Annotated in this window: 8 protein-coding genes; 5 read left to right on the forward strand and 3 right to left on the reverse strand. The window is 40.5% G+C overall.

All coding sequences use genetic code 11. The features are described from left to right. Positions 1 to 64 precede the first annotated feature (64 nt). Positions 65 to 2,878: an excinuclease ABC subunit UvrA gene (gene uvrA / locus BCL90_RS00915; RefSeq protein WP_121282091.1), complete on the forward strand. Its 2,814-nt coding sequence runs from the start codon at positions 65 to 67 to the stop codon at positions 2,876 to 2,878. 8 nt (positions 2,879 to 2,886) lie between these two features. Then, positions 2,887 to 3,540 carry a LysE family transporter gene (locus BCL90_RS00920; RefSeq protein ID WP_121282092.1) on the forward strand — a complete coding sequence of 218 codons (654 nt, stop codon included), beginning with the start codon at positions 2,887 to 2,889 and terminating at the stop codon, positions 3,538 to 3,540. Positions 3,541 to 4,274: 734 nt separating this feature from the next. Here the strand turns inward: BCL90_RS00920 and BCL90_RS00925 are convergent. After that, positions 4,275 to 5,597 carry a M23 family metallopeptidase gene (locus tag BCL90_RS00925; RefSeq protein ID WP_121282093.1) on the reverse strand — a complete coding sequence of 441 codons (1,323 nt, stop codon included), beginning with the start codon at positions 5,595 to 5,597 and terminating at the stop codon, positions 4,275 to 4,277. 4 nt (positions 5,598 to 5,601) lie between these two features. After that, positions 5,602 to 6,042: a hypothetical protein gene (locus tag BCL90_RS00930; protein WP_121282094.1), complete on the reverse strand. Its 441-nt coding sequence runs from the start codon at positions 6,040 to 6,042 to the stop codon at positions 5,602 to 5,604. 197 nt (positions 6,043 to 6,239) lie between these two features. Between BCL90_RS00930 and BCL90_RS00935 the strand changes: the two genes are divergently transcribed. Genes BCL90_RS00935 through BCL90_RS00945 form a run of 3 tightly spaced genes read left to right on the forward strand, consistent with a single transcriptional unit; the run spans position 6,240 to position 10,408 of the window. After that, complete coding sequence (locus BCL90_RS00935) at positions 6,240 to 7,085, forward strand: metallophosphoesterase family protein (RefSeq protein ID WP_121282095.1); 846 nt, start codon at positions 6,240 to 6,242, stop codon at positions 7,083 to 7,085. Between the two features lie 16 nt (positions 7,086 to 7,101). Next, positions 7,102 to 7,941, forward strand: a complete 840-nt coding sequence (locus BCL90_RS00940) for a hypothetical protein (RefSeq protein WP_121282096.1) — start codon at positions 7,102 to 7,104, stop codon at positions 7,939 to 7,941. A 25-nt stretch (positions 7,942 to 7,966) separates the two neighbouring features. After that, entirely contained in the window at positions 7,967 to 10,408 is a 2,442-nt protein-coding gene (locus BCL90_RS00945) for a bifunctional YncE family protein/alkaline phosphatase family protein (RefSeq protein ID WP_121282097.1), read from the forward strand. A gap of 526 nt (positions 10,409 to 10,934) precedes the next feature. Here the strand turns inward: BCL90_RS00945 and msrA are convergent. Then, positions 10,935 to 11,426: a peptide-methionine (S)-S-oxide reductase MsrA gene (gene msrA, locus BCL90_RS00950; protein WP_121282098.1), complete on the reverse strand. Its 492-nt coding sequence runs from the start codon at positions 11,424 to 11,426 to the stop codon at positions 10,935 to 10,937. Positions 11,427 to 12,432 lie beyond the last annotated feature (1,006 nt).

The raw sequence follows: 12,432 nt of genomic DNA on the forward strand, positions 1-12,432 counted from the left end.
TTTTTGTATCTTCTTAAAACCCTAACCACATTCTGGGGTTATACATTTATATTCGTTACCATACATGAGCAAAAAAGAGGCCGAAAAAGATCCGCATAAAAATATTATCATAAAAGGTGCCCGGGTGCACAACCTAAAAAACATTGATGTTGCCATTCCAAAAAATAAACTTGTGGTGGTAACGGGTATGTCTGGTTCGGGGAAATCTTCGCTTGCATTTGATACTTTATATGCAGAGGGACAACGCCGATATGTAGAAAGTTTATCATCGTATGCCCGTCAGTTTATGGGCAGGATGAATAAACCCGATGTTGATTATATTAAAGGTATTGCTCCGGCAATTGCCATCGAACAAAAGGTGATTACTTCCAACCCACGTTCTACCGTTGGTACTTCAACTGAAATTTACGATTACCTGAAACTGCTTTTCTCGCGTATCGGGAAAACCATTTCGCCTGTTTCGGGAAAAGAAGTAAAAAAGGACTCAGTAAGCACGGTGGTAGACTATGTAAATGCCATGCCTGAAGATACAACGGTAACTATTTTTTGTCCGTTATATCCGCATAACAACCGTACAATTAAGGAAGAACTGGCTATTTTATTACAGAAAGGATTCTTAAGGGTGCTGATCAATGGTAAAATAGAAAAGATAGAAGCTGTTTTAGATGATGCTGATTTTAAAGATGCGGAACTTACAGATGATAAAACTGTTCAGATCCTGATTGATCGTATTGTAACCAACCAGGAAGAAGAAACATTAAGCAGACTGGCCGATTCTGCACAGACCGCTTTTTTTGAAGGTAAAGGCGATTGTTATGTAGAAGCCCAGGGTGAAACGAAACATTTTAGTGATCGTTTTGAACTGGATGGAATTAAATTTGAAGAACCTACGCCAAACTTTTTTTCTTTCAACAATCCTTATGGCGCCTGTAAACGTTGCGAAGGTTATGGAAACGTAATCGGCATTGATGAAGATCTGGTTATTCCGGATAAGAGCAAAAGTGTTTACGATAATGCCATTGCCCCATGGCGTGGCGAAAAAATGAATGTTTGGTTGCAAAACTTTATTAAAGCTGCTCCGAAATTCGATTTTCCTATTCACCGTTCATATAGTGCGCTTACTGAAAAAGAGCAGCAATTACTATGGACGGGCAATAAATATTTTGCTGGTTTGGATGCTTTTTTTAAGGAATTGGAAGAGCAGACGTATAAAATCCAGTACCGGGTAATGTTATCACGTTACCGTGGAAAAACCACCTGTCCTGATTGTAAAGGCTCACGTTTGCGTAAGGATGCATCGTACGTTAAAATTGCTGAAAAGTCAATTATAGACGTGGTACTGATGCCGTTATCGAAAGCGCTGGTTTTCTTTAACGGGTTAAAATTAAGTGTGAACGATGCCAAAATTGCCAAACGATTGCTTGCAGAGATTGATAACCGTTTCCTGTATTTAAACAATGTTGGTTTGGGTTATCTTACCTTAAACCGTTTGTCAAATACCCTATCGGGTGGAGAATCGCAAAGGATTAACCTGGCAACTTCATTGGGAAGTAGTTTGGTGGGGTCTATTTACGTTTTGGATGAACCGAGCATCGGTTTGCACCCACGGGATACGAATAAACTGATCGAAGTATTGATCTCGTTGCGTAATGTAGGTAATACCGTTATTGTAGTGGAGCACGAAGAAGAAATGATGCGCGCGGCCGATTATATTATCGATATCGGCCCTGAAGCCGGTACCCATGGAGGTAACCTGGTTTTCAGTGGTAACTACGAAGAGATTTTAAAAGATAAAAATAGTTTAACCGGCCGTTATCTTTCCGGCATAGAAAAAATTGCCATTCCGGATAAACGCCGTAAGTGGAAAGATCATATCCTGATTAAAGGGGCAAGGGAAAATAATCTTCAGAATATTGATGTGAAGTTCCCGCTGGGTGTTTTTACTGCAGTAAGTGGTGTTTCCGGATCGGGTAAAACCAGTTTGGTTAAAAAGATTTTATATCCTGCTTTACAAAAAGCTATCGGAAATTATGCTGGTGAACAAACAGGTGCTTACGATGGTATTTTTGGAAATTATGACCTGGTAAGTGCCGTAGAAATGGTTGATCAGAATCCGATTGGACGTTCAAGCCGCTCAAATCCGGTTACTTATGTTAAAGCCTGGGATGATATCCGCGCACTTTTTTCAGGCTTGCCAGCTGCAAAGGCGGCCGGACTGAAACCTGCTGCTTTCTCGTTTAACGTAGAAGGTGGCCGTTGCGATGTTTGTCAGGGTGAAGGTGAGGTGAAGATTGAAATGCAGTTTATGGCTGATATTTATCTCCCTTGCGAGGCTTGTAACGGCAAACGATTTAAACAGCAGGTGTTAGATATCACTTATAAAGAGAAAAATGTTTCCGAGATTCTGGATATGACCATTGATGAAGCGGTTGATTTTTTTAAGGATGAACAAAAAATCCTGAATAAGTTAAATCCCCTGGTTGATGTGGGTTTGGGTTATGTGCATTTAGGTCAATCTTCTAATACTTTATCGGGTGGAGAGGCGCAACGGATTAAACTTGCTTCTTTCCTGATTAAGGGCAATAATGCCAATAAAACGCTCTTCATTTTCGATGAGCCAACCACTGGTTTGCACTTTCATGATATTAAAAAATTATTAAAAGCACTGAATACCCTGATTGAACAGGGAAACACCATTTTGGTAATCGAGCACAATATGGATATGATTAAATGTGCCGACTGGGTAATTGATATCGGTCCTGAAGGTGGTGATGGTGGCGGTCAGCTGGTGTTTGAAGGTATACCCGAAGATTTAGTTAAGGTAGAGCAATCATATACCGGAAAATATTTGGCTGCGCATTTAAATTTAAATCCATAATTTCGGCAATGCTTTTTCTAACGTTTTTCATCGGCATCGTTCTCAATGCCATGGGATATATTCCCCCGGGCAATATCAATCTTACTGTTGCGCAGCTGGCCATTAACAAGGGTATGCGCCAGGTTTGGTATTTTATTCTATCCTTCTCCTGCGTAGAAGTGTTTTTTACTTTCGGTATGATGCGCTTTGCGAGGTGGGCGATGAGCGATATCAATCCAAATGAGGCGGTAAGTGAGGTGCGGTTGGGCACTTTGGTAGATTGTTTTATGATTGTAATGTTTCTGGTGATGGGCACCATTACCTGGAGAAACCGAAAGAAAGTACCTAAAACGAGCAATAAAAAAGATGATAAACGCAGCGGAAGTGTTTTATACGGATTAATTCTGGGGGTTTTAAACCCGGTTCAGATTCCATTCTGGTTGTTTTTTGGAAATTACGTAATTTTACATCAATGGATCCAAACCGATTACCTTTCACTGGTAATATTTAGTTTAGGCTCTGGTGTAGGCTCTTCTTTGGCCCTTTATGTATATGCTCATTTTGCAACGTATATTCAGGAGAAATTTGCACTAAGTAGTTTGATTATCAATAAATCTATAGCAATATTTTTATTTGCACTGGCGGCCTATCTGATTGTAAAGCAGGCAATCGTTATTCTATAAATCTAATTCAAGGTCTGTGTCTCCACAGACCTTTCGTTTAGCCTTTCTAATGAATTTTTTCATTACGAAACTATATTTTCTGTTCTGTGAGGGCACAGACCGCGGAGTAATATAATCCAAGGTCTGTGTCTCCACAGACCTTTTGTTTAGCCTTTTAATGAACGTTTACATCACGAAACTATTATTTTCAGTTCTGTGAGTACACAGACCGGGGAATATTTTGGAGATTTGTCATCCTGGATGCAATGAAGGATCTTTCTCCTTTAGTAGCAATAGCAATGAAAAACTGGGCGAAAGGTTTCGGTAGTTTCAATCATTAATCCAAAGTCTGTGTCCCCGCAGACCATTTGTTTTTAGCCTTTTTAATGAATTTTTTCAATACGGACGATTTGTTCGTGGTTCATTTTTTTGCCACGGAGGCACGGAAAGCACGGAATTAATATGATTGGTTTATGGTGTAGAATAAGGTTGTCAGTTTGAAAGGTAAATCTTATCGAAGTATCGTCATTTCGACCGCAGTGGAGAAATCTTTGAACTATGTTAAAAGATTTCTCCACTGCGGTCGAAATGACGACCATTCTAATGGACCTCTCAATGATAGTTCGTCGAAGACTAATTCAAGGTCTGTGTTTCCATAAGTTCTTTGTTTTTAGCCTCTTTAATATTTTTTTTCATCACGAAACTGTTATTTTCAATTCTTTGAGGACACAGACCAGCGAATAAACAGTTGATTACTATTTTATAATCCAGCCAATTTCTTTACCGGCATTAGCGATGAGTTGGTAGTTGCCAAAAGTACCTAGAAGGTTTACGGTTTGTCCTTCATTTAAAGTCGTTTTAATTGCTGCTAAACTATCGGGTTTATCGTAAACTTTTTGCTGGAGTAAATTTATTTTAAGCTTTTTTAAAGGTTCAGTTACCTGAACAAGGCTGTTGCTTTGAATAAAACCTGTGCTTCCATCTGGCAGTTCTGCCTTGTAATAATTTCCTGTCGCAGCATTTGCCTGTACAATTGTTCCTTTATTAATTGTGGCCAAAACTGTTGCTTTACCTTGTGGGGAAGAAAGCATTTTAACAGCAGATGAGGTTCTTAAGGTTCTATTTAACTTACTGCTCGAAGCGGTAATGGCAGCTGGGGTTTTGGTTACAGGATCAATAAAAGGAAGTGGATTTACCGCCCCATTAAAAGTATAAATACCAAAATGTAAATGCGTAGGCGTAGTACGGGCATTGCCGGTGTTTCCCATAAGTCCCAAAGTATCGCCAATTTTCACTTCCTGTCCTTCTACCGCGATCTGTTCATCTAAATGGGCATAATATAAAGTGTAATCTTTGTCTTTTGGGCGCATCCAAACCACTTTTCCACCCAGGTTATTTTCGTTTACCCGTGTTACCGTTCCTTCCGAAATTGCCAGAACAGGCGTTCTGAAATTGCCGAAAATGTCTACACCTTCATGTTTTCTAGCATCATTATCCCTTCCATCTCCCCAATAGCTTTTTATACTGTTGGTGTTTTTTGATTTAACAGGAAAAGCAAGAGATGGGCCAGCGGTAATTTCTAATTCGTACGACACATTTTGCAACAGTTCTGGTTGTAGCCTGATCAGATAAGTACCCGTTTCATCAATATCGAAAACAATCGGATTATTTAAAGTATCGGCAGAGGCAATAAGTTTTTGGCTTTGATCTGTGTTATACCAAACGTCAATATAAATCAAGGCAGCACCCGAAGGTGTTTTGTTTAGCTTAATATTCAATTTTTGTCCTTTGGTTGCACTAAATTTATAAGCAGTAGCCGGAACTTTATCAGCAGCAAAATAACCGTTTTCTTTATAGGGGATATTAATGTTTAATGCTTTTTGTGTACTCATAGTAGCGGCATTTAACCATGCTGCACCCATTGCCGTTTTATCCAGGCCAACATTCACTAATTTTTTTTGATATTGCTCATGTGGAGTAGCGGCCTTAAACAGGTTAACAGATCCTGTTTTGCAGGAAAGTATGACTGTTGCAAAAGCAATGGGAAAAAGCCACCACAAGGATTGGTAAGTTTTCATTGTGCTAAGCCTTTTTTAAGCGGTTAAAAACTGCTGCCGTTACCAGTCCACCGATTACGTACCACGCTACTGTTAATATTTTGGTTTTATCCGTTTTAGTGACAGGAGTATCATCTAACCCAACTTGATCAGGGATGTTTATTGCTCCCAAACCAGCGGTAACACCGGCGATTGCCCCTTTCAAATAAATGTTTTTGCTGTCTCCAGCACCAATAGCACTATAATATAAACCGTTGCTTATGATGTCACCAGCCAGGGTGGCCAGATAAAGATTGTTTCCGACAAGAGCGTCAAGGTTTAAGCGGTTCATCGATTTTGATAGGGCCTGTTTGCCCAAAAGGTCAATCCTGGGTGCATCAGGATCAAGCCGCCTAACACTTTCATGCAATATATTCAAGGCTGCAGCACCTGCAAAGCCAGCGAGTAAGGATTTAAGTACTTTCATAATAGAATAATCCCTGCAAGTGATAAATTGTTTTATCAGTCTAAATATTATGCCTTGCATAGCTGTTTCCGGTCTTTTTATGTTATAAAATTGATACACAGATAAGGTTCTGTTAACCTAATGATAACATGAAATTTATGTTTAAGAAGCTTGGTCACCCTAATATTGGGCTTTAATACAAAACATATTTTATCCTTATGTCTAACAGACGGTTTTTTCTGAAAAATAGTCTGGCTGCTGCGGTTGTGGCCAGTATTTCGCCGGTTTTATCTTCATTTGCCGATGAACAACATCCTGTTTCTGCTAAATCTGGTAAAGCACCCAAATTGCGTTTCGCTATCGCATCCGATGGTCACTATGGCCAGCCAGGTACGGAATATAAACTTCATCACGAAAATATTGTAAAATGGCTGAACGAATCGCATGATAAAAACCCACTGAACTTTGTCATCATCAATGGCGATCTGGTACATGATCGTCCTGATTTGTTGCCCGAAGTGAAAAAAGATTATTACGATAAACTCAAAGTTCCTTTTTACGCCATTCCAGGTAACCATGATCATGCGGACACCAGGATTTGGCAATCGGTTTTTGGATACGAGGATAATTTTTCTTTCGAAAAAAACGGGGTGGGTTTTGTTCTGGCCAATACTTCTGATACCAAAGGAACTTATTTATGCCCCAATAACGATTTTTTAAAACAGGAACTAGACAAATTTAAAAATCTGAAAACTGTTTTCGTGGTGCTACACATTCCTCCTCATTTCTGGGTGCCCGAAAGTCCTTTTGTAGACTGTCCTGATACGATTAAACTTTTGCATAGTTATGCAAACGTAAAGGCTGTTTTTCATGGGCACGACCACAGTCTTGATGCTGTTTTTTATACCGATAAACTGCCGCATTTTTTTGATGCACATATTGGTGGAAACTGGGGCACCGCTTATAAAGGTTACCGGATTGTAGAGGTTGACGAAAACGATAAGATCCAAACTTATCAGGTAAATGCAAGCGGATCGCCATTATTAAATGAAACCAAATTTTAATTGATAGATCATCGCAATGAAAAAGACATTTTTGATGCTCATTTTGGCGGGCGCCGTTTTAAATTGTGCCGCACAGAAAATAAATGAGACCACACCTGAAATTCAAACAGGAACTGATGCCGCTCAGCCTTTTCTGTTTTCGCTGAATACCTTAACTGCAGAAAATCCACGTTGGAATGTCCATTATTCGGGGAGTTATGGTGAAAGAACGAATGGACAATTCGGTTATGATGGCTTAGGGCAGCAGTTTGGTGTTAAAGGGTATTTGGGCAGCAGGTTTACCTTGTATGCAACAGCGGCAATCGGTTTTGCCAATTCAGGAGGTGTAACCTCTGCCGAACAGGCTGAAGTAATCAGAGATTTGGTGGGTGGAAAAGGCATTGCAGGCTTTAGGTTAGGTGCGGGATTAGGTTTAAGCAGAGACTGGTCTAACGTAGGCTCGGCGATTAGCCGGATTACTGCTTCATTTGATCAGACAAACTGGAGAATGGCGGGTAACCTTCGTTTCGAAAAAGCTTTTGATAAAAGCAGAGATAAGCTTGATTTTATCAGCAGTTTTGGCTATCAGCACCGTGTTTCCAGCGTGTTATATCTTGGATTCGAAGCGTTAGGGCAGGATTTGGAAGGGTTTTGGGAAAAAGACGAAGCAGAAGGTGGTGCAAAGGTAATGATCGGGCCATCAATCAATCTGGAGCCGAACCATTCAAAACTTTCATTCTCTATTTCTGGTGGACCTGTTTTTTACGCCACCCGTAGTCAGGCTCTTCCATCAGCCGCCCTCCGAGAAATAGGTTCGGTAGCATCTGGTAATGGTTACACCATCAGGGCCCTGGTTAATTTTAATCTTCATCGCTAGTGCTACTACCTTCAATTTAAGAAAAATGAAAAAATCATATTTATTATTACTGCTGTGTTCCCTTTTTATCCAGAATGGATTTGCACAAAGGCCAGGCAAAAACGAAAGCACTCAACAGATTTTATTGCCCAATGGATGGAAGCTGAGTCCGGCGGGGCATTCGCTGCAATTGGGCGATTTGCCTTTGAATATGCAATTGAGTGCTTCGGGTAAATATCTTGCTATTACCAACAACGGACAAAGCACGCAGTCGTTGCAACTGCTTGATGCCAAAACAGAAAAGATTATTGATGAAAAAGTGCTAAGCAAATCGTGGTATGGCATTGCCTTTAGTAAAGATGAAAAACACCTGTATGCTTCAGGAGGTAACGACAACTGGATTTTGGATTTTAATATTCAGAACGGTAAACTCGCCGAAAGTGATACGATTAAACTCGGCCCGGTTTGGCCAAAAGGAAAAATCAGTCCGGCAGGGATTGTTGTAAACAAAAACAATAGTAAATTATATACGGTAACTAAAGAGGACAGCAGTTTATACATTATCAATCCTGTAGAAAAGCAGGTTCTGAAAAAAATCCAGCTCCCTGCAATTGCTTACAGTTGTGTGTTATCTGCAGATGAAAGTAAGCTTTATGTATCACTTTGGGGCGGGAAATCGGTTGCGGTTATTGATCTGGCTGCTGAAAACATTGAAAGGCTCATTCCTGTAGGCGATCATCCAAACGAACTTTTACTCAATAAAAAAGGGAATACTTTGTTTGTAGCCAATGCAAACGATAATACTGTTTCGGTCATTAGTACTTTGAATAATAAGGTAATCGAAACCATTGCCACTACACTTTATGCTACTCAGTTAACCGGTTCGACTACCAATGGTTTGGCTTTAAGCGCCAACGAGAAAACTTTATACATCGCCAATGCCGATAACAACTGTTTGGCTGTTTTTGATGTAAGCAAGCCCGGGGTGAGCCAGAGTCAGGGTTTTATCCCGGTAGGCTGGTACCCAACAAGTGTAAAAGTATTGGGCTCGAAAATTTTGGTGACCAATGGCAAAGGCAATACCTCTATGGCCAATCCACAGGGGCCGCAACCCATTTCTAAGGTAGATAATAGCGGTTACCAGATGGGAAGTACCGCCAATAGCCGGCTGCAATATATTGCAGGATTGTTTAAAGGAACCTTATCTTTTATAGATGCGCCAAAGCCTGAGCAATTAAAAATATATACCAAACAAGTTTATGCCAATACTCCATTTACTGATAAACGTACGGTTACTGCCGATGGTGAAGCCGGAAATCCAATTCCGCGAAAACAGGGCGAAAAATCGCCGATTAAACATGTTTTTTATATCATTAAAGAAAACAGAACCTACGACCAGATACTTGGAGATGTTGCAAAAGGAAACGGCGATTCTAGCTTAACACTTTTTGGGAGAAAAATTACACCCAACCAGCATGCCTTTGCCGAAAACTATGTTTTATTGGATAATTTTTATGTTGATGCCGAAGTTAGCGCCGATGGGCACAATTGGAGTATGGCCGCTTATGCTACTGATGTAGTAGAAAAAACCTGGCCTACCAGTTATGGCGCACGCGGTGGCAGCACATCTTTTGAAGGCGGTCGACCAGTTACCTATCCAAAAGGTGGTTTTATCTGGGATTACTGTCAGCGGGCAGGCGTAAGCTACCGCAGTTATGGCGAGTTTGGCGATTATGGCAAGGCGAACATTAAATCATTACAGGGGCACATGTGTGCAGCTTCTCCGGGTTTTGATATGGACATTAAAGATCAGGTGCGGGTAGATGCCTGGCAGCACGATTTCGATTCTTTATTGGTTGCGGGTATGGTGCCGCAGTTTAATACTTTAAGGATTTCTAACGACCATACCAGCGGACAAAAGAAAGGGAAATACTCACCTCAGGCTGCGGTTGCAGATAACGATTTAGCCGTTGGCCGAATTTTGGAACATTTATCGCACAGTAAAATCTGGAAAGAATCTGTTGTGTTTATTTTGGAAGATGATGCACAGAATGGACCTGATCATGTTGATGCGCACCGTTCGCCAGCTTATGTGGTTGGACCTTATGTAAAAAGAAATACGCCCGTTCATACCATGTATTCTACTTCTGGATTTTTAAGAACAATGGAGCTTATTTTAGGTTTACCACCAATGAGTCAGTACGATGCTGCTGCCATGCCATTATACGAATGTTTCACAGCTACACCAGATTTTACGCCTTATAAAGTAATTCAACCGCTTATTGATTTGGATACGCGGAATGTAGCGGTGAATGAGAGCAGCAAACGTTCTGAACTGTTTAATTTTGCAAAAGAAGATTCGGCACCAGATTTAGATCTGAACGAAGTGGTGTGGAAATCGGTTAGAGGGGAACAATCGGTAATGCCGGCACCAAAGCGAAGTGCTTTTGTGATTTTGGAGAAAAAGAAAAAAGATGATGACGATTAGTCGTTATTTATGATGACATTTTTAGATTAATCTTCATTGCGAGGTACGAAGCAATCTTACAATGGTCGCTATGCTAAGCATTAGTATTGCTTCGTGCCTTATAATGATGTTTATGTAAACAACTGAATATTTATTGTATTTTTTTGACCATATAAGACATTTAAGGGCCATATAAGCTTACATGTTCTTTATGGTGTGAAAGCCTAAAGGATTATTTATTGAATTAGATGCGCTTAGGTATCTAAGGTAGTTAATTAAACTGCCTGGTTTTTAATTTTTACAACCACCTTAGACATCTTAGCTCAATGAGTTTTACAGGATGCAAATTTTAAACCTAATAAATTAAAGCGCATATAGGACTTCATTCCTGTTTTTTTCAGGCCACAGACCTGATGGTTACTCGCAACGACGGATTTTTTGAGCTGCTTCCCAGGTCTGCGCCCTCACAGACCATTTTATTTTTATACATTACATCAAGGATTTCTCCACTGCGGTCGAAAGGACGATCTGATTTAATACCAGTTTGTTAATTTAATTTCCAGTCCGGTCTTTCGAAATGGCAGGTATAACCGTAAGGGTTTTTCTGTAAATAATCCTGGTGTTCTTCTTCAGCATTCCAGAAATCGGTTTCTGGTACTACTTCGGTTACAATTTTGCCCGGCCATTTGCCAGAAGCATCCAACTCTGCAATTAATGCATCGGCCGTATTTTTTTGTTCTTCACTATTATAAAATATGGCAGATCGGTACGAGGTGCCCACATCATTTTCCTGTCTGTTGCGTGTGCTCGGATCGTGGATCTGGAAGAAATATTCTAATAACATACGGTAGCTTAAAACAGTTGGATCAAAAGTAACTTCAATGGCTTCGGCATGTGTGCCATGGTTCCGGTAAGTGGCATTATTAACATCACCACCCGTGTAACCAACTACTGTTGAGATCACTCCAGGATAATGACGGATCAGTTCTTCTACTCCCCAAAAGCAGCCGCCTGCAAGAATGGCTTTTTCAGTATTCATATATCTTTCCTTTTTTTGATTAATAAAGATACGACGAAGATGTGTAAAAGGAAAGTAAAGAAGGGAGGCTAATTGGATGACTCCGCGGGCAAGTAAAATATCAATCGATGGGACAAATAGGTAAGGTTTTTTTCCGCTCTATGCCGCGGAGGCATGGTACTTTGGAGCGCCAAAGTACCCAAAGCGCTTTGTCAATCCAGCAATGTGGCTTTTCACTGCCCCACGCACATCAAAAAAACAGCGGCACTTCGTTTTGTGTTCAATTTATATTAAACTTTGAATTCAGTGAAAAGAACACAAAACCACTGCGTTTCAGGTTTGTTCGTGCTATTTGCATTATTGTACACCTGTTTTTTTGATTCTTCAGCCACTTGGGATTGACAGCGTTCTTCGGTTAGGCCAGTGGTTTATTAACGGGAGTTAGCAAAATGCCTAAAAACAAGACAGAATAGATGCGTTCTTATAGTAGCTGCTTCGGGCCGAGGTATAATTAGCCAAACCAGCTTTTCATTTTTGAGGTTGCAGGGTGCTCAAACCTTTGTTTATAAACCCGACAGCAGCGGCAGCCTCCGATTTTTTTCTATCGGAGCTATAGCGAATGGCGGGACTGCAAACGGCCAAGAACCACAAGCCATTCGTTTCCTAATTTGAAGAAATAATGAATATGTTCCATCTTGGTCGGTGAGACACCAACCGATAGGAGTAAAGAAGGGTAGCCGTTTAGTTGTATGGTTTAGTAGATGATGACAAATGATAGGATAAGCCGCTTAGTGTCATCCTGAGCGTAGTCGAAGGATCTTTTACTACATCAAATTACATGATCATGTATTCCTCACATTGTTAAATATATACAGGGTCTTCGACTCCACTCAGACTGACAAATTTAGGCAACTGCAAGCTTATGTTTTGGAGCGCAAGGCCTGTACATAACACTAAGTTTCTTCCCGTCTTCCGCTTTTACGCTTCGCTTCCTCGTACCTCGTTGCTGCAGGGTAAACGCTTCAAC

The sequence above is a fragment of the Pedobacter alluvionis genome (genome assembly GCF_003664035.1).
Classification (GTDB): domain Bacteria; phylum Bacteroidota; class Bacteroidia; order Sphingobacteriales; family Sphingobacteriaceae; genus Pedobacter; species Pedobacter alluvionis.

What these genes read in the sequence shown, in the direction of transcription:
- BCL90_RS00940 (WP_121282096.1), top strand. Translation starts at nt 7,102, where the DNA reads ATGAAAAAGACATTTTTGATGCTCATTTTGGCGGGCGCCGTTTTAAAT.
- BCL90_RS00920 (WP_121282092.1), top strand. Translation starts at nt 2,887, where the DNA reads ATGCTTTTTCTAACGTTTTTCATCGGCATCGTTCTCAATGCCATGGGA.
- BCL90_RS00945 (WP_121282097.1), top strand. Translation starts at nt 7,967, where the DNA reads ATGAAAAAATCATATTTATTATTACTGCTGTGTTCCCTTTTTATCCAG.
- BCL90_RS00925 (WP_121282093.1), bottom strand. Translation starts at nt 5,597, where the DNA reads ATGAAAACTTACCAATCCTTGTGGTGGCTTTTTCCCATTGCTTTTGCA.
- BCL90_RS00935 (WP_121282095.1), top strand. Translation starts at nt 6,240, where the DNA reads ATGTCTAACAGACGGTTTTTTCTGAAAAATAGTCTGGCTGCTGCGGTT.
- uvrA (WP_121282091.1), top strand. Translation starts at nt 65, where the DNA reads ATGAGCAAAAAAGAGGCCGAAAAAGATCCGCATAAAAATATTATCATA.
- msrA (WP_121282098.1), bottom strand. Translation starts at nt 11,426, where the DNA reads ATGAATACTGAAAAAGCCATTCTTGCAGGCGGCTGCTTTTGGGGAGTA.
- BCL90_RS00930 (WP_121282094.1), bottom strand. Translation starts at nt 6,042, where the DNA reads ATGAAAGTACTTAAATCCTTACTCGCTGGCTTTGCAGGTGCTGCAGCC.